This window comes from Pseudomonas parakoreensis (assembly GCF_021602155.1).
Classification (GTDB): domain Bacteria; phylum Pseudomonadota; class Gammaproteobacteria; order Pseudomonadales; family Pseudomonadaceae; genus Aquipseudomonas; species Aquipseudomonas parakoreensis.
Map to the genome: position 1 here is coordinate 248,813 of NZ_BQHY01000001.1, position 19,038 is coordinate 267,850.

General features: G+C 60.4%; 11 protein-coding genes. 5 read left to right on the forward strand and 6 right to left on the reverse strand.

Annotation, left to right across the window (positions count from 1 at the left end; all coding sequences use genetic code 11):
* From waaF to L6D63_RS28600, 3 genes are all read right to left on the reverse strand, one after another.
* On the reverse strand, positions 1 to 1,035 hold the full coding sequence (waaF, locus tag L6D63_RS01070) for a lipopolysaccharide heptosyltransferase II (RefSeq protein ID WP_047290935.1): 1,035 nt from the start codon (positions 1,033 to 1,035) through the stop codon (positions 1 to 3).
* A 305-nt stretch (positions 1,036 to 1,340) separates the two neighbouring features.
* Positions 1,341 to 4,280, reverse strand: a complete 2,940-nt coding sequence (glnE, locus tag L6D63_RS01075; protein ID WP_131670952.1) for a bifunctional [glutamate--ammonia ligase]-adenylyl-L-tyrosine phosphorylase/[glutamate--ammonia-ligase] adenylyltransferase — start codon at positions 4,278 to 4,280, stop codon at positions 1,341 to 1,343.
* Complete coding sequence (locus L6D63_RS28600; protein ID WP_276574640.1) at positions 4,277 to 4,402, reverse strand: hypothetical protein; 126 nt, start codon at positions 4,400 to 4,402, stop codon at positions 4,277 to 4,279. Before L6D63_RS28600 ends, glnE begins: the two co-directional genes overlap by 4 nt.
* A gap of 262 nt (positions 4,403 to 4,664) precedes the next feature.
* Here L6D63_RS28600 and aceE point away from each other — a divergent pair, with 262 nt between their 5' ends.
* The 5 genes from aceE to msrA all read left to right on the forward strand — a co-directional run bounded on the left by aceE (position 4,665) and on the right by msrA (position 14,738).
* Complete coding sequence (gene aceE, locus L6D63_RS01080; protein ID WP_003220999.1) at positions 4,665 to 7,310, forward strand: pyruvate dehydrogenase (acetyl-transferring), homodimeric type; 2,646 nt, start codon at positions 4,665 to 4,667, stop codon at positions 7,308 to 7,310.
* Between the two features lie 11 nt (positions 7,311 to 7,321).
* A complete protein-coding gene (aceF, locus tag L6D63_RS01085; protein WP_131670951.1) occupies positions 7,322 to 9,280 on the forward strand; it encodes a dihydrolipoyllysine-residue acetyltransferase in 1,959 nt (652 codons plus the stop codon).
* 274 nt (positions 9,281 to 9,554) lie between these two features.
* Entirely contained in the window at positions 9,555 to 10,952 is a 1,398-nt protein-coding gene (locus tag L6D63_RS01090; protein WP_131670950.1) for an alkaline phosphatase D family protein, read from the forward strand.
* 253 nt (positions 10,953 to 11,205) lie between these two features.
* Positions 11,206 to 13,902 carry a putative bifunctional diguanylate cyclase/phosphodiesterase gene (locus L6D63_RS01095; RefSeq protein ID WP_047290931.1) on the forward strand — a complete coding sequence of 899 codons (2,697 nt, stop codon included), beginning with the start codon at positions 11,206 to 11,208 and terminating at the stop codon, positions 13,900 to 13,902.
* Between the two features lie 170 nt (positions 13,903 to 14,072).
* Positions 14,073 to 14,738, forward strand: coding sequence for a peptide-methionine (S)-S-oxide reductase MsrA (gene msrA / locus L6D63_RS01100; protein ID WP_047290930.1), 666 nt, complete (start codon positions 14,073 to 14,075; stop codon positions 14,736 to 14,738).
* Positions 14,739 to 14,862: 124 nt separating this feature from the next.
* Here msrA and L6D63_RS01105 read toward each other — a convergent pair whose 3' ends face one another.
* From L6D63_RS01105 to L6D63_RS01115, 3 genes are all read right to left on the reverse strand, one after another.
* Entirely contained in the window at positions 14,863 to 15,702 is an 840-nt protein-coding gene (locus L6D63_RS01105; RefSeq protein WP_131670949.1) for a 23S rRNA (adenine(2030)-N(6))-methyltransferase RlmJ, read from the reverse strand.
* A 319-nt stretch (positions 15,703 to 16,021) separates the two neighbouring features.
* The gene (locus L6D63_RS01110; RefSeq protein ID WP_131670948.1) at positions 16,022 to 16,726 is read right to left on the reverse strand and encodes a DUF4123 domain-containing protein; all 705 of its coding nucleotides are present in this window, start codon (positions 16,724 to 16,726) and stop codon (positions 16,022 to 16,024) included.
* Positions 16,716 to 18,731 carry a type VI secretion system Vgr family protein gene (locus tag L6D63_RS01115; RefSeq protein WP_131670947.1) on the reverse strand — a complete coding sequence of 672 codons (2,016 nt, stop codon included), beginning with the start codon at positions 18,729 to 18,731 and terminating at the stop codon, positions 16,716 to 16,718. Before L6D63_RS01115 ends, L6D63_RS01110 begins: the two co-directional genes overlap by 11 nt.
* Positions 18,732 to 19,038 lie beyond the last annotated feature (307 nt).

The following is a 19,038-nucleotide window of genomic DNA, read 5'->3' on the forward strand; positions in this document are numbered from 1 at the left end:
TTAATGAACCTCGACCACAGAGCCCTGCAGTTTCTGCAAGGCATCGTTGACCGCGTCCGGCATCAGCTGGCGCAGGCAGTTGTAATGGCCGAACCGGCAGGTACGGTCGAAGCACGGGCTGCAATCCAGACCCAGCCGAACGATTTCCACGTGCTCGGCCAGCGGCGGGGTGAAACCCGGCGACGTCGAGCCGTAGACCGCCACCAATGGACGGTTCAGCGCCGCCGCGACATGCATCAGGCCGGAGTCGTTGGACACCACCGAATCGGCACAGGACAGCAGGTCGATGGCCTCGGCCAGCGAGGTGCCGCCGCTGAGGTTGACCGACTCTTCACGCAGGCCGGGAATCAGCCGTGCGCGGATGTCTTCGCCCACCGCGTGGTCGTTTTTCGAGCCGAACAACCACACCTGCCAGCCTTCGCGAATCCGCGCTTCGGCAACTTTGGCGTAATGCTCCGACGGCCAGCGCTTGGATTCGCCGAACTCGGCACCGGGGCACAGGGCCAACACCGGACGGTCGAGGGTCAGGCCGAACTTGGCCAGTGCCGCTTCGCGGGTCACCGGATCGATTTGCAGGCTCGGACGTGGATACGGTTTCGGCAGCTCGGCGTTCGGCTCGTAAGCCAGGGCCATGAAGCGCTCGATCATCAGCGGATAACGTTCCTTATCCAGCGTGCGCACGTCATTGAGCAGGCCGTAGCGGAATTCGCCGCGCCAGCCGGTGCGCTGCTTGATGCCGGCGAAAAACGGCACCAGCGCCGACTTCAGCGAGTTCGGCAGCAGGATCGCCTGATCGTACTGGCCGGCCAGGGATTTGCCGATGCGCCGACGCGTCGCCAGTTCCAGCGCGCCATGGCCGAGCGGAAAGCTCAAGGCTTTGCGCACTTCAGGCATGCGCTCAAGGATCGGCCGGCTCCACTCGGGGGCCAGCACGTCGATTTCGCATTGCGGGTGGCGCTGTTTGAGACACTGAAACAGTGTCTGCGCCATCACCATGTCACCGACCCAACTGGGCCCAACGATCAGAATATTCATGTGGTTTCCATAAACGAACCGGGGAGGCATTTACGCCTCCCCGCCTCGAGAATCACTGAGGGAGCGGCGCTGCTTGCGATGGGTCATTACCTTCAACATGACTGTCGACTGTCACTCCGCTATCGCGAGCAGGCTCGCTCCTACATGGTTTGTTCGTGTCTCAATCTGCAAATCACCACAAGTCCCTGTGGGAGCGTGGCTTGCCCGCGATGAGGCCATCACATCTGAAAGTGACGGTGGCTGACACTCCGCCATCGCGGGCAAGCCCGCTCCCACAAGGTATTCGATGCTTCAAATATCCGGTTTCAGCTTAGCCCCAACTCTTTCCAGATCCGCAATACCTGCCGGCGCTCCTCGACAAACTGGTCGCCTGCAATCACCCCGGCGTCCTTCTGCAAGGCCTGCCGGTGGGCGGCGGAGCGGTAAGCCTTATAGGCTTCGCGCAACAGGCTGGCGTCTTCGGCGGGCATCAGCCCTTCGTGTTCCAGCTCTTCCAGAATGCGGATGTTATCGGTCCAGCGCAGCAATGGCGGGTGGCTGTGCGACCACGCCAGGGCCGCGTATTGCACCATAAATTCAATATCGACGATACCTCCGGCGTCCTGCTTGAGGTCGAACGGCGCCATGGCCTCGAAGGCATTAGCCGCCGTACCGGCCGCGGTGCCCTTGGTGCCGAGGTTGTCGCGCATCTTGGCGCGCATCTCGCTGACTTCCTGTTGCAATTTCGCCAGATCCCGCGCTTTACCCAAAACCTGCGCCCGGACTTTCTCGAAGGCCTGGCCGACATCCTGACTGCCCACAAGCACCCGCGCCCGCACCAGCGCCTGATGCTCCCAGGTCCAGGCTTCATTTTCCTGATAGCGCTCGAAGGCTCCGAGTGAACTGACCAACAGCCCCGACGCGCCGGACGGGCGCAAACGCATGTCTACTTCGTACAGCTGACCGGAGTTGGTCTGCGCCGTCAGCAAGTGAATGATCCGCTGCCCCAGCCGGGTGAAGAACTGCGCGCCATCGATCGGTTTCGGCCCGTCGGTTTCCGCCTGCGGATCACCGTCATGGATGAACACCAGATCCAGGTCCGAACCATGCCCCAGTTCCAGCCCGCCGACTTTCCCATAACCGACAATGATGAAGCCCGGATCGCACAAACTGCCATCAGTGCGCAGCGGCGTGCCGTACTTGGCCACGGTCTGGCGCCAGGCCAGCGCCAGCACTTGCTCGAGAATCGCTTCGGCCAGCCAGGTCAGGTAATCGCTGACTTTCATCAACGGCAGGCTGCCGGCGATTTCCGACGCGGCGACGCGCAAGCGGTGCGCGAGTTTGAAGTGACGCAGGGCTTCCATCTGCTGCTCGAGGTCGTCTTCGGGAATCCGCGTCAGCCGTTCGCGCAGCTCGGCGGCCAGTTCTGGCGCCAGGGGCGGCTTGAACAGGCGACCTTCATTGAGCAACTCGTCGAGCAGCAGCGGGAAACGGGTGATCTGCTCAGCAATCCACGGACTGGCCGCGCACAGCGTCAGCAAGCGCCGCAAGGCGCCGGGGTTTTCCGTCAGCAACACTAAATAAGCCGAACGCCGCGCTACCGCTTCGACCAGCGGCAGCACTCGCTCCAGCACCAGATCCGGGTTGTCATGTTCCACCGCCTGAGCCAGCAGACGCGGAATAAACGCATCGAGACGCTCGCGACCCAGGCGCTGCATCGCGCGCAATTGCGGGCTGCCACGCAAACTGGCCAGCGCTTTCAGCGCTTTGCTCGCGTCCTTGAAGCCGCCCTCTTCCAATTGTCGGCAAGCGGCCTCCTCATCCTGCGCCTCTTCCCACAGCGGCAACCACTCACCACCGACCACCACCTCGCAATCGGCACCCTCTTCTTCATCGGGATCGGCGATCACCTGCGCGAAGTGCCAGGCCACACGGCCGCGCCAGAACATCAGCTTTTCGTGGAAGGCCTGCCAATCGGCGAAACCGAGCATAAAGGCAATGCGCGCCTGATCCTGAGCGCCGTCCGGCAACATCTGGGTCTGGCGGTCGGCAATCGCCTGGATCGCGTGTTCGGTGTAGCGCAGGAACTCGTAGCCTTCGCGCAATTCACTGATCACTGCCGGCGGCAGATAGCCTTGCCCTTCCAGCGTGCTCAATACCTTTAATAGAGGACGCTGCTGCAGGCTCAGATCGCGCCCGCCGTGGATCAACTGGAAAGCCTGGGCGATGAACTCGACTTCGCGGATGCCGCCGGATCCCAGCTTGATGTTGTCGGCCATGCCCTTGCGCCGCACTTCCTGCTGGATCAACTGCTTCATGGTGCGCAGCGCTTCGATCGCCGAGAAGTCCAGATAACGCCGATAGACGAAGGGGCGCAGCATGTCGAGCAACTGCGCGCCGGCAGTCTGATCGCCGGCCACCACCCGCGCCTTGATCATCGCGTAGCGTTCCCAGTCGCGGCCCTGATCCTGGTAATACTGCTCCAGTGCATTGAAGCTCAGCACCAGCGCGCCGGACGAACCGTACGGGCGCAGGCGCATGTCGACGCGGAACACGAAGCCGTCGACCGTCATCGGGTCGAGGGCCTTGATCAGGCGCTGACCGAGACGAATGAAGAATTCCTGATTATCCAGCGCGCGTTTCACGCCGACGGTTTCGCCGCCCTCGGGGTAGGCGAAGATCAGGTCGATGTCCGACGACAGGTTCAACTCGACCGCGCCGAGCTTGCCCATGCCGAGGATGACCATCTGTTGCGGCAGACCGCTGCGCCGACCGGTTGGCGTGCCGAACTGATCGCAGTGGCGACGGTACAACCATTGATAAGCCTGATCGATGGTGGCGTCGGCCATGTCTGAAAGATCGCGGCAGGTCTGTACCAGATCGGCCTGGCGGTTCAGGTCGCGCCAGATGATTCGTACCTGATGGCGAGCGCGCTGGCGACGCAGGACACGACCGAGTTCATCTTCGCTTTGCGCGGTGTTCACGGCGGCGGCAATCTGCGCGCAGAGCTCACCCGGCGCGTACGGCCGGTCGAGTTCGCCGGACTGCACCAGCGACAGCAACATCAAAGGGTCACGAACGCTCTGTTCAATGACGAAATCGCTGGCGGCACCGACGCGGGCGAATTGCGCCCAACGCTCCGCTGTCCAGGTCGACAAGCCGTGATCGCCTTCAAGGGAGGCGACGGCCGTACGGAACGACTGCTCGGATCGAGTGACCAACGGCAGGAGAATGGCGGGGAGTTCGGCAAGCACGGGCAGGGTCATGGTCTATCCTTGATCGGCGTGTAAATGGCCGCTTGTAGTGTTTGATGAAAACCCGCTACGCGAAGGACTGTCGAACAAAAGTTATAAATAGCTGAAATTTCTTCTTCTTTGGCATCCAGCATCAAACTTTCACCTTTTTCGGATGGTAATCGACCAACCTTAACGATTATTCTCACAACGCAGTCGGAGGCCACAAGCCTTTCCTCTGTAGTTTTACTACTCGTCTATACAGGCGAAAGGCTGAAATGCTCAAAGATTTGTAGTAAAACTACACGCCGCCGGAACAACCTGTCGGCAATCCAAGAATTTTAAATCGTCTGCCCACAAGGCCAGTCGCAAACTCAGGCAACCGATTCTGGAAGCCTTTCCGCCCTGGAGCAAGCCATGCAAGACCTCGATCCCGTCGAAACCCAGGAATGGCTGGACGCCCTGGAATCGGTTCTCGACAAAGAAGGCGAAGACCGTGCTCACTATCTGATGACCCGTATGGGTGAACTGGCGACCCGCAGCGGTTCGCAGCTCCCTTACGCCATCACCACGCCTTACCGCAACACCATCCCGGTAACCCACGAAGCACGCATGCCTGGCGACCTGTTCATGGAACGCCGCATTCGCTCGCTGGTGCGCTGGAACGCGATGGCCATGGTAATGCGTACGAACCTGAAAGATTCTGACCTGGGTGGTCACATCTCCAGCTTCGCTTCCAGCGCGACCCTGTATGACATCGGCTTCAACTACTTCTTCCAGGCCCCGACCGACGAACACGGCGGCGACCTGATCTACTTCCAGGGCCACACCTCGCCAGGCGTTTACGCCCGTGCATTCATGGAAGGCCGCATCACCGAAGACCAGATGAACAACTTCCGCCAGGAAGTCGACGGTCAGGGCCTGTCGTCCTATCCGCACCCTTGGCTGATGCCTGACTTCTGGCAGTTCCCGACCGTATCCATGGGTCTGGGTCCGATCCAGGCGATCTACCAGGCACGCTTCATGAAGTACCTGGAACACCGCGGTTTCATCCAGCCGGGCAAACAGAAAGTCTGGTGTTTCCTGGGCGACGGCGAGTGCGACGAGCCGGAATCCCTGGGCGCGATCTCCCTGGCCGGCCGCGAGAAGCTGGACAACCTGATCTTCGTCATCAACTGCAACCTGCAGCGCCTCGACGGCCCGGTTCGCGGCAACGGCAAGATCATCCAGGAACTCGAAGGCGTGTTCCGCGGTGCACAGTGGAACGTGACCAAAGTCATCTGGGGCCGTTTCTGGGACCCACTGCTGGCCAAGGACGTCGACGGCATCCTGCAACGTCGCATGGACGAAGTCATCGACGGCGAGTACCAGAACTACAAAGCCAAAGACGGCGCGTTCGTTCGCGAGCATTTCTTCAACACGCCTGAACTCAAGGCGATGGTTGCCGACCTGTCCGACGACGAGATCTGGAAACTCAACCGTGGCGGCCACGACCCGTACAAGGTCTACGCGGCGTACCACGAAGCGGTCAACCACAAAGAACAACCTACCGTCATCCTGGCCAAGACCATCAAGGGTTATGGCACCGGTGCCGGCGAAGCGAAAAACACGGCGCACAACACCAAGAAAGTCGACGTCGACAGCCTGAAGTTGTTCCGTGATCGCTTCGACATCCCGGTCAAGGATGAAGAGCTGGAGAACCTGCCGTTCTTCAAGCCAGAGCCAAACAGCGCCGAAGCCCGCTACCTGAGCGAGCGCCGTGCTGCACTGGGCGGTTTCGTACCGCAGCGCCGCGCGCAGAGCTTCAGCGTACCGACCCCGGATCTGGACACCCTGAAAGCCATCCTCGACGGCTCGGGCGACCGTGAAATTTCCACCACCATGGCCTTCGTGCGCATCCTCGCGCAACTGGTCAAGGACAAGGAAATCGGCCCGCGCATCGTGCCGATCATCCCGGACGAAGCCCGTACCTTCGGTATGGAAGGCATGTTCCGTCAGCTGGGCATCTACTCCTCTGTCGGCCAGCTCTACGAGCCAGTCGATAAAGACCAGGTAATGTTCTACAAGGAAGACCAGAAAGGTCAGATCCTTGAAGAAGGCATCAACGAAGCGGGCGCCATGAGTTCCTTCATCGCCGCCGGTACTTCGTACTCCAGCCACAACCAGCCGATGCTGCCGTTCTACATCTTCTACTCGATGTTCGGCTTCCAGCGTATCGGTGACCTGGCTTGGGCCGCTGGCGACAGCCGCACCCGTGGCTTCCTGATCGGCGGCACCGCCGGCCGTACCACCCTGAACGGTGAAGGCCTGCAACACGAAGACGGTCACAGCCACCTGCTGGCCGCGACCATCCCGAACTGCCGCACCTACGATCCGACCTACGGCTACGAGCTGGCGGTGATCATTCAGGACGGCATGAAGAAGATGACCGAAGAGCAGCAGGACATCTTCTATTACATCACCGTGATGAACGAGTCGTACCAGCAGCCAGCCATGCCGGCCGGTGCCGAAGAAGGCATCAAGAAAGGCATGTACCTGCTCGAAGAAGACACCCGCGATGCAGCGCACCACGTGCAACTGATGGGCTCCGGCACCATCCTGCGTGAAGTGCGTGAAGCGGCGAAGATCCTGCGTGAAGAGTTCAACATCGGCGCTGACGTATGGAGCGTCACCAGCTTCAACGAACTGCGTCGCGACGGCCTGGCCGTAGAGCGCAGCAACCGTCTCAAGCCTGGCCAGAAGCCCAAGCAGAGCTACGTTGAAGAGTGCCTGAGCGGCCGTAAGGGTCCGGTCATTGCCTCTACCGACTACATGAAGCTGTTCGCCGAGCAGATCCGTCAGTGGGTACCGTCCAAGGAATTCAAAGTCCTGGGCACCGACGGTTTCGGCCGCAGCGACAGCCGCAAGAAACTGCGTCATTTCTTCGAAGTCGACCGTCATTTCGTGGTGTTGGCAGCCCTGGAAGCACTGGCTGACCGTGGTGATATCGAACCTAAAGTCGTGGCCGAGGCCATCGTCAAGTTCGGCATCGACCCGGAAAAACGCAACCCACTGGACTGCTGAGGAGACATTTTGTGAGCGAACTCATTCGCGTACCTGACATCGGCAGCGGTGAAGGTGAAGTAATTGAACTGTTTGTGAAGGTCGGCGACCGTATCGAAGCCGACCAGAGCATCCTGACCCTGGAATCGGACAAGGCCAGCATGGAAGTGCCGGCCCCGAAAGCCGGCGTCATCAAAAGCCTGAAAGTGAAGCTGGGCGACCGCCTGAAAGAAGGCGACGAACTGCTCGAGCTGGAAGTCGAGGGCGCCGCGCAAGCGGCTCCTGCGCCTGCCGCTGCACCGGCCAAAGCCGAAGAAAAACCGGCTGCTGCCGCTCCTGCTGCTGCCGCGCCAGCCGCTGCCCCGGCTGCCGCTTCGGTGCAGCAAGTGCACGTGCCGGACATCGGTTCGTCGGGCAAGGCCCAGATCATCGAGATCCAGGTCAAGGTCGGCGACACCGTCGAGGCTGATCAGTCGCTGATCACCCTGGAATCCGACAAGGCCAGCATGGAAATCCCGTCGCCTGCCGCAGGCGTGGTCAAGGCCATCAGCGTCAAGCTCAACGACGAAGTCGGCACTGGCGACCTGATTCTGGATCTGGAAGTGGCGGGCGCTGCGGCCCCGGCTGCGGCCGCTCCGGCTCAGGCTGCTGCTCCGGCACCCGCCGCTGCGCCTGCTCCGGCTGCCGCTCCAGCCGCCCCGGTCGCCGACAGCGTTCAGGACATCCACGTTCCGGACATCGGTTCGGCCGGCAAGGCCAAGATCATCGAAGTTCTGGTCAAGGCTGGCGACAGCGTTGAAGCCGACCAGTCGCTGATCACCCTCGAATCCGACAAGGCAAGCATGGAAATCCCGTCGCCTGCCGCGGGCGTGGTGGAAAGCGTTTCGATCAAGCTGGACGACGAAGTCGGCACCGGCGATCTGATCCTCAAGCTGAAAGTCAAAGGTGCGGCCCCGGCTGCGGCCCCGGCTCCAGCTGCCGCTGCGCCAAGCGCTCCGGCACCTGCCGCTGCTGCTCCGGCTGCCGCTGCCCCTGCTGCTGCCGCTCCGGTTGCTGCGCCGGCCAAGCCAGGCGCGAAAGTTCACGCCGGCCCTGCCGTGCGTCAACTGGCCCGTGAGTTCGGCGTCGAGCTGAGCGCTGTTGGCGCCAGCGGTCCGCACGGTCGCATCCTCAAGGAAGACGTGCAGGTTTACGTCAAGGCGATGATGCAGAAGGCCAAGGAAGCGCCAGCTGCTGGCGGCGCAACTGGCGGCGCAGGCATCCCGCCGATTCCGGTGGTGGACTTCAGCCGCTTCGGCGAAATCGAAGAAGTGCCGATGACCCGTCTGATGCAGGTCGGCGCGGCCAACCTGCACCGCAGCTGGCTGAACGTGCCGCACGTGACGCAATTCGACTCGGCGGATATCACCGAGCTGGAAGCCTTCCGTGTTGCGCAGAAAGCCGTCGCGGAGAAGGCCGGCGTCAAGCTGACCATCCTGCCGCTGCTGCTCAAGACCTGCGCACACCTGCTCAAGGAACTGCCGGACTTCAACAGTTCGCTGGCGCCAAGCGGCAAGGCGATCATTCGCAAGAAGTACGTCAACATCGGTTTCGCCGTCGACACCCCGGATGGCCTGCTGGTACCGGTCATCAAGAACGTCGATCAGAAGAGCCTGCTGCAACTGGCCGCAGAAGCTGCTTCGCTGGCTGAAAAAGCCCGGACCAAGAAGCTCTCTTCGGACGAGATGCAGGGCGCCTGCTTCACCATTTCCAGCCTCGGCCACATTGGCGGCACCGGCTTCACGCCGATCGTCAACGCGCCGGAAGTGGCGATCCTCGGTGTTTCCAAGGCAACCATCCAGCCAGTCTGGGACGGCAAAGCCTTCCAGCCGAAACTGATGCTGCCACTGTCGCTGTCCTACGATCACCGCGTGATCAACGGCGCTGCTGCTGCACGCTTCACCCAGCGTCTGGGCAGCCTGCTGGGCGACATCCGCACCATCCTGCTGTAAAGCGTTCGGCCCTCCGGCAACGGAGGGCCGACTGCGTTCCACGTTTTCGAGCGCCACACGCTCGTACCTCAACCCCGTCAGTTTGACGGGGCTTTTTTTGCACTGAAAAAAGTGCAGTGCCTCTTCCTACAAGTTCGGTTTACTTGAACTACGACTGCAGTCGAATTCGTCTCGATATTTTTCATCGACAGGCAACTAATCTCTGCCCTCGGATTAAATAACGATTCCCCTGCGTTATTTATAAAAAATGAAACTTACTCGAACGGACTCGAATATGTTCAAGCCAACTATTGGCCCGATTATCGGCCACACGACAACTCATCACGCGCGCATATTCATGCGCGCCGACAAGCAAGGCAATGCACCGGTATTTGCCGCCATTCGCTATCGGAAGTCTGGAACACAACAGTGGTCAGCTAGTACTTTCGCCGAACCCGATGCGCTGCGCGACATGACCGAAGTGTTCACCCTCAACAACTTGAGCAGTGACACCGAATATGAATACCAGACCGGCTGGTTCAGCCCGATGAATCCGGTCCATACCGTGGACAGTGTCGCCGAACTGCCGCTGCAGTGGCCGCGGGAAATCTACCGATTGCGCACCCGTTCCAGCAATGCCCTGCAGCCAAAGGCCTATATCGTCGGTTCTTGCCGCTATTTGCGCATGACGGCGGGGGTGCCGGTGCTGCCCCATCTGGGTGACCGGATCTTTGCCTCCATCAACCGATTGATCGAAGGTGCGCAGCCGCCGATCAGTGCCACCCTGATGACGGGTGATCAGGTTTATCTCGACGACCTTAATCTGTTCGCGCCTGATCGTGAATATAAGGACATCCTCAGCAAGTACCGTGCGGCCTTCTCTCAGCCGAATATCGAGCGTTTGATGTCCGGCACTTCGACTTATATGATCCTGGACGATCACGAAATCGAAGACAATTGGCCGGCGAATGCCGAACAATCAGATCAAATGTTATATCGCAATGCAATGGCCGCCTATGAAATCTATCAAGTCAGCCACAGCCCGGCGCATGAACTTACAACTAACGAAAAGGTGAATCGGGCAAAACTCGAGCACTACTGGTATCAATTCAGTGACGCTGATATCGAATGGTTTGTGACCGACAGCCGCACCCGCCGCAACCTGTCAGCCGATGATCGCCGCATCCTCGATGAAGCGCAGGAACAGGCGCTGATCGAATGGCTGATCAATAGTCCGGCGCGGGTGAAATTCGTCGTGACCAGCGTAATGTTCTACCCGGATCGCCAACTGCTGGGCGACGACGCCTGGAAAGCTTTCCCGGAGCAGCGCCTGCGCCTGCTGGAAACCATCCGAACCCGACGCATCAAAAATGTCGTGTTTGTCTCGGGCGATGTGCATGGCTCGCTGACTTCGCGCCTGACCCACAGCGAAGACCCGGACTTCGAAGTCCATACCATCGTTTCCTCACCGTTTTACAACAGCAAGCTGCTGCCCTATGCCAAGGCGTCGACGTTTATCCTCGATCGACCGCTGGCGCGCACGTCGACGGGTGATTATCAGCATGAGTTGACCAGCCCGGTCATCAGCGAAGACAACTTCGCCCATGTAGTCGTCGAGACTGATCAAATTCTGGTCAATTACCATGATCGTGATGGCAAGAAGCTGCAATCGATCAGCCTGAAATTACGCTGATATCTTGAAAGATCGCAGCCTTCGGCAGTTCCTACATTGGCATGCATCCACTGCAGGAGCTGCCGCAGGCTGCGATCTTTTGCTCTTTTCAACCACCTACTGGAGAAATGCTCTGAGCGGCCGACACATTCTTATAGCACTTGGCCTTCATCTCTCTTGTCAGTCGGTGCCGCAATGATGCAACCTTGCCGCAGGCAACAGTAAAGAGGGCGCGAGCCCGGCGCGTTCAGCATATTTCCAAGCGAGTTCCTTCATGAAGAGCCAACCCGATGCCGCCAGCCGTATGGCGGCCGAGGTAGTGACGCAGTTGCCTGTGCCCTCGCGGCTCGGCATGCTGCGTTTCGAGCGCTTGAATGAAGCCAGTTGGGCGATGCTGTTTCTCGACCCCAACTGCGAACGCCAGTTCGGCCAGCCGGCCGTCGAATTGTGTGCCCTGGTCGGCTCGCCCTACGCCAGCCTGATGGAGCCTGAAGCGCGCTATCAACTGCACGACACCATTCAGCAACAACTGCGCGACAGCCCGCATTATCTGGTGCGCTACACCTTGCACACCGCCGCTGGCGTGTTGAGCATCCTCGAGCTGGGCGAAGCCTATAAGCAGCACAATCGGCACTTGCTGCGCGGTTATCTACTGGCGGTCGATGATGTCTTCGACGAAGCGCCAGCGCTGCCCTCGGTCGACCTCGAAACCCAGAACTCGCGCCTGCAGATCGCCCTTGAACTCAACCAGCGCGCCCAGCAGGAACAACTGCAGCACCTTGATCGGGTGCGCGCCCAGCAGGACCTGATTCTGCTGCTCGCCCGCCAACGCTACAGCAGCCACAACTCGCTGCAGGAAGCCGCCGAACTGATCACCCGCTGCGCCTGCGATATCTATGAAATCGACTGCGCCAGCCTGTGGAACCTCGAAGGCAATCTGTTGGTGCCGATTTCCGCGTATCACCGCGCAACGCAGGAATACCTCCTGCCGGAGGTGATCGACATCAGCGGCTTTCCCGACTACATGGAAGCGCTGCACGGCAGCCGCGCCATCGACGCGCATAATGCGATGCGCGACCCGCGCACACGCGAGATGGCAGAGGCCCTGCGCCCGCGCGACGTCAACGCCATGCTCGACGCCAGCATCCGCGTCGACGGCCAGGTGGTCGGCGTGCTCTGTCTGGAGCAGACCGGCGTGACCCGCGCCTGGCAGTCCGATGAAATCGCCTTTGCCGGTGAGCTGGCGGATCAATTCGCCCAGGTCATCAACAACCACAACCGCCGCACCGCCACCAGCGCCCTGCACCTGTTCCAGCGCGCAGTGGAGCAAAGTGCCAACGCCTTTTTGCTGGTCAATTGCGACGGTGTGGTCGAGTACGTCAACCCGAGTTTCACCGCGATCACCCAGTATTCCACCGAAGAAGTCCACGGCCAGCGCCTGTCGGAGCTGCCGGCCCTGGAAAACCTCAGCGAGCTGCTGTTCGACGCGCCTTCGGCGCTGGCCAAGAGCAATAGCTGGCAGGGCGAATTCAAGAGCCGGCGCAAGAACCTCGAACCCTACTGGGGCCAGTTGTCGATCTCCAAGGTGTATGGCGACAACCGCGAACTGACGCACTACATCGGCATCTACGAAGACATCACTCAGACCAAACTGGCGCAGCAGCGCATCGAGCGTCTGGCGTACACCGACAATCTGACCAACCTCGGCAACCGTCCGGCGTTTATCCGCAATCTGGACGAGCGCTTCGCCCGCGATAGCGATACGCCGATCAGCCTGCTGCTGGTGGACATCGACAACTTCAAGCGAATCAACGACAGCCTCGGTCACCAGACCGGCGACAAGCTGCTGATCAGCCTGGCCCGGCGCCTGCGCAACAGCCTCAGCCCGAGCGGCAGCCTCGCGCGGTTTGCCAGTAACGAGTTCGCCGTACTGCTCGACGACACGGATCTCGCCACCGGCCAACAGATCGCCAACCAGTTGCTGGCGACCCTCGACAAACCGATGTTCGTCGACAACCAGTTGATCAGCGTCACCGGCTCCGTGGGCCTGGCCTGCGCGCCGCTGCACGGACGCGATCCGCAAACCCTGATGCGCAACGCCGGCCTCGCTCTGCACAAAGCCAAAGCCAACGGCAAGCATCAGGTGCAAGTCTTCACCGAAGCGCTGAATGCCGAGGCCAGCTACAAGCTGTTCGTCGAGAACAACCTGCGCCGCGCCCTGACCCAGAACGAGCTGGACGTGTTCTACCAGCCCAAGCTATGCCTGCGCAGCGGTCGCCTGCTGGGCATGGAAGCACTGCTGCGCTGGAACCACCCCGAACGCGGGATGATCCGCCCGGATCAGTTCATCAGCGTTGCCGAAGAAACCGGCCTGATCATTCCGATCGGCAAGTGGATTGCCCGCCAGGCCTGCCGCATGAGCAAAGCGCTGACCGCCGCGGGCATGGGCAATCTGCAAGTGGCGATCAACCTGTCACCCAAGCAGTTCTCCGATCCCGATCTGGTCGCGTCCATCGCCAACATCCTCAAGGAAGAAGCGCTGCCGGCCAGTCTGCTCGAACTGGAGCTGACCGAAGGTTTGCTGCTGGAAGCCACCGAAGATACGCACTTGCAGCTCGATCAGCTCAAGCGCCTGGGCCTGACTCTGGCCATGGACGACTTCGGTACCGGTTACTCGTCGCTCAGTTACCTGAAGAAATTCCCGATCGACATCATCAAGATCGATCGCAGCTTCATCCACGAAATCCCCGACAACCAGGACGACATGGAAATCACCTCCGCGGTGATCGCCATGGCGCACAACCTGAAGCTCAAGGTCGTGGCCGAAGGCATCGAGACCGCCGAGCAGCTGGCGTTCCTGCGTCGCCATCGGTGCGACGTCGGCCAGGGCTACCTGTTCGACCGGCCGATCCCCGGCGGCGAGCTGATTCAGGCGCTCAAGCGCTACCCGCGCGGCCCGCTCTGCCTGTAGCCCCTGTAGGAGCTGCCGAAGGCTGCGATCTTTTGATCTTGTTTTCAAAAAGCAAAATCAAAAGATCGCAGCCTTCGGCAGCTCCTACATTGGGTAGTGATTAAACGGGCATCATTCGGCACACTGGCGGTCTGATTTTTTACATCCCATCCTGACTGAGAGGAACGATCATGGTTCTGCGCTCGGAAATTCTGGTGAACAAAAACGTGCTACCGACCAAAGACCAAGCTCTACCCGGCCGCGAAACCGCGATGACCCTGCCTGAAAAGCATTTCGTCTTCGAAGAAACCCCGTTGCTCGGCCCGTTTTTCCAGGACGTCGACTTCGCGATCTTCGGTCTGGGTTGCTTCTGGGGCGCGGAGCGCCGTTTCTGGCAGCGCGAAGGCGTGGTCAGCACCGTGGTCGGTTACGCCGGCGGCTACACGCCGAACCCGACTTACGAAGAAGTCTGCTCGGGCCTGACCGGCCACGCCGAAGTGGTGCTGGTGGTGTATGACAAGGCCAAAGTCAGCTATGAAGAGCTGCTGGCGATGTTCTGGGAACTGCACAACCCGACTCAGGGCATGCGCCAGGGCAATGACATCGGCACTCAATACCGCTCGGTGATCTACGCGACCTCGCCAGAGCAACTGGACGCGGCGCTGAAGAGCAAAGCGGTGTATCAGGCTGAACTGTCGAAGGCAGGCCTGGGCGAAATCAGCACCGAAATCGAACAGGCGCCGACCGTGTATTTCGCCGAGGCCTATCACCAGCAATACCTGGCGAAAAACCCTGAAGGTTATTGCGGGATCGGCGGCACCGGCGTGTGCATGCCACCGAGCCTGGCGGGTAACTAAACCCCAAAGCATCGCGGGCAAGCCCGCTCCCACAGGTTTAGCGCCAACTTCAAAATGGCGCAGTACTTTGTGGGAGCGGGCTTGCCCGCGAAGGCGTCCGTTCAGACACCGCTAAAACAGTTGATCAGCTTTCAGCAATCAACCAATCCATCTGCCATCCACCCTGAGTCTGCCCAAGCTTCTTCGATAACCACGGCAGCAACTCACGCAATTCTTCCTCCAGCCCCCACGGCGGATTGGCGATCGCCATGCCAGAGCCGTTCAGGCTGTTCGGCGTATCCAGCGGATGCACCAGCAGTTCCACGCGCAGCAACTTCGGCGCGCCGGTACCGGCCAGATCCTGATAGAAACGGCGCAACGCACGCTGATCCTTTACCGGATACCAGATCGCCGCGACGGTCTGGCGCATGCGGCCAATCGCCTCTTTCAGCGACGCCGCACACTTTTGCATCTCGTCGAGCTGTTCGAACGGCGGATCGATCAGCATCACCGCACGCTTCTCCTGCACCGGCAGCATCGCCCGCGCCACGTGCCAGCCCTCTCCCAGATGCACCTTGACCCGACGATCGCCGGCCATGTTCTCCTTGAGCTGCACGCCGTCTTGCGGGTGTTTCTCGTTGAGCATCACCCGATCCTGCGCCCGGGTCAGACGCCGCGCCAGCTCTGGTGACCCCGGGTAGTAGCGCAACTGGCCATCCGGGTTCATCTCGTGCAGCACCTTCATGTAATCGGCGGTCAGCGCCGGCAAATCCGGCTGATCCCATAAGCGCGCGATGCCTTCCAGGTACTCGCCGGTACGGTTGGCCTGATCGCCCTGCAAGTCATACAGACCGATACCGGCGTGCGTGTCGAGATAGGCAAACGGCTGCTCCTTGCGCGACATCAGGGCGATGAGGCGGGTCAAGGTCAGGTGTTTGAACACATCGGCGTGATTGCCGGCATGGAAGGCGTGACGATAATTCATGGCTGCTCCTGCGAGGGCCGTGAAGTTTACCTTTTACCGGGCGGCAAGTCAGGGGTTGGGGGCTGAGTGGCCCTCTTACACCTTAAGATCCGGCCCAATACCTGTGGCGAGGGGATTCATCCCCGATGGGCTGCGCAGCAGCCCCCTATTCCGTCACATGTTTTATTTGATGCTCCGCGATGACAGGTCTTGGGGCCGCTTCGCTGCCCATCGGGGATGAATCCCCTCGCCACAGTTCAGGTACCTCGACAACCCATCGAAAGCTTTATCAAAACCCAGGATGCGAACATCGCTGATCCGAGGACTTCGCCCGGAAATTTCATTCTGCTTCGTCCTGCAAATGGTCCAATAACGCCGATTGCGACGTTTCTTCCGACGCAGAAACCTGGAAAAACCGCCTGACCTTGCAACGTAAAACCGGCTCGGGAAAGGCCTCGAACAAGGCAGGATGCTCCTCGCTCAGCCACTGCACAGCATTGCCGATACGAATGTCATCAGCTGTTGCGGCCAAGACCGATCCCGTTACTTTCCACCAAGGAAACACTCGTCCCGAAACCTGCGCCCTGCCCCCGATCTCCACGGCCTGTCCATTGATCAAGCCGCGCGAAATCACCGGCATCAACTGCGCAGATTGCACTTCGTCGGACTGCAGGATCGGCAACACAAAACGCCCATCCCAGAAGCGAAAAAACACCGCTGCGCCGTCCGGCATCAGCACTTGAGTCAGGCTGCGAAAGTGCTCAACCACCACCTCCAGACTCGCCGAGGACACCGCCAACCACCCCCAGTCGCGAGACTCGGTAGACGCCACCCAATCGAGAAACGCACTGTCCGCCGCGACAATTCCTGCAAAGGGCATTACCGCGTCCCACTCGGCGTAGATCGTGTCCGCCCAGATCGGGTGGGGTCCGACCAGCGGAGGCCTGGCGTCGCTGGCATTACTGAAAATCGCGAACAGTTGCTCCGCAGGTTTCAGCGGCTCACGCGCCAGCCACGCTGAAGGCGTCAGGCACTCAGGCTGCACAAACACCGTCCTTGCAGCGCTCGCACTCTTCGCAGAATGGCGCATCACCTTTAAAGCTCATGATTTGTGCGGCGGTGAGCATGGCCGCCGGTGCCGCTGCAAGTTTCGCTGGCAACCCCGGCACACTAGGTGCCGCGCCCATCGCCGTCATCGGCGCGCCACCGACCTGAATTGGCACGCTACTGAAGATCCCGCCAGGCCCGATGTTGATCCACTGCCCGCCGGCCTGAATCGTGGCGCTCGCGCCGCCATCGATCACCACTTGCTGCCCGGCACTGACGTGGATTTGTGCGCTGGCGCTGGTGGCCTGGTTGCTCACCCGAATATGCCGATCGCCGACCACCGTCAGGTGATCGTCCTGTTTGACTTCGATCTGGCGCTGGCCGTGAGTGATGCGTTGTTCGTCGGCCTTCAACTCATGTTTGGCGGTGCCCGTGACGACGATGCTGCGCTGGTTGTCGACCTGCACCTGCTGGTCGTGCAGTACATGCTGGGTCCAGTTGCGCTGGGCACGCAGGTAGATTTCTTCGGCGCCCTTTTTGTCGTCGATGCGCAGTTCGTTGTAACCACCGCCACCGGGGCTGCTATGGCTGCGGAAGATGCTGCGGGTCTTGTCCGCCGGGAGGTCCAGCGGCACCGGGGTCGCGGCATTCGGCAGGCACCCCATCACCAACGGTTTGTCGGCGTCGGCGTCGATGAAACCGACCAGCACTTCCATGCCGACTCGCGGGATCAACACGCTGCCGTATTGGTCATGTGCCCAACCGGTTGCCACACGCAGCCAGCAACTGGAATGCTCATTCAGCTCGCCGTCGCGGTCCCAGGCCAGTTGCACCTTGACCCGACCGTACTCGTCGCAGTGAATTTCCGCGTCGTGCGGCCCGGTGACGACGGCAGGTTGATAGCCAAGCATCCGGGGCTTTTCCGGGCCGAGGGCTGGGCGGAAGAACACGTCCCACGGCGTAGCAAGAAAGGTATTACGGTAACCCTGGAATGTTTCCCCATCGCTGGTGACCGATTCCTCCAGCACTTGCGGCTGTCGCCCACGGTGTTCGATGGCGGTGAGCAGCCACAGGTCATTCCAGTCCCGGCGCGGGTGTTCGGTCAGTTGCAGGAAATGTCCGCACACCAGTGCAGAGACGTCGCTGATGCCTTCGGCCTGACGGTAATCGGCGACATGTCGCTCAAGCGTGCGCTGCGCCAGATACTTGCCTATCTCGCGATCGTTGAACTGGCCGGGAAAACGATAATCCTCCAGCACCGGGCGCTGCTCGCTGTCGCTGTGGCTTTGCAGTTGCAAGTGCGGTTTCTCAAAGTTGTAGTCGCGCCGGGTGACCACGCTGGTGCGGGTTTCGACCCGGACATTGAAACGCTGGATGGCGGGCGCACCAGCCGACATGCCGCTCCCCGGCAAATACAGCGTCGGCTCGGCCAGTCGCGGGAATACCGTTTGATCGTCGCCGAACACGAGTAGATGCCCGTCGGGGCTGTGCTGAAAATGAAAATGAATGCCGACTTCGGCACACAGCCGTTGGATGAACGCCAGATCGCTTTCGGCGTACTGCACGCAATAATCGCGCACCGGGTAATCACTGCCGAGACGAAACTCGAAGGCGTCGCGCAGGATCGCGTGGTCCTTGAGGATCCGCGCCACGATCTGCGGCACCGTCTGATGCTGAAAAATCCGCTGGTTGATGCGATGCCCGAGGTACGTCAGACGCGGTACCAGGCTCAGGTGATAGCGCGTCAGACGTTTCCCGGAATCCCCCTGCCCGACTCGATAAATCTGACCATGGACACCGGAACCTTCTGCATCGAAGCTCAGGAACGCCTGACTATGCAGCAGGCTCTCGAGGTCCAGGTCGGGCCGTTCACTGACCAGTTCCAAGTCGAAGCGAAAGGGTTGGCTGATGGCTTCCTTGCCCGTGAACTCAAGGACTTTGAGATCAAATTGGGCGCCTTCAAGGGTCAACGTGAAACGCGGTTGATTGGCAGGCGCGAACATCCGATGTGTCTCTGCAGATTGAGGGCGGGCGATTCTGCATGAGGGGCAGGGGATGTTGGGTGGGTGACGGGAAAATCAGATTTGCCCTACTTTCACTGCCGAAAAAGCCTTCGGATATTGGCGCAATCGACTACAGACATATCCCCCAAAACCACCACTGGACCTGTGGGAGCTGGCTTGCCAGCGATGAGGCCGGCACATCCAACTTATGCGCTCACTGACACACCGCCATCGCTGGCAAGCCAGCTCCCACAGGGTTCTCCAAGTTCTTGAGAAATTACGGGCATAAAAAAACAGCCCGCCTCCT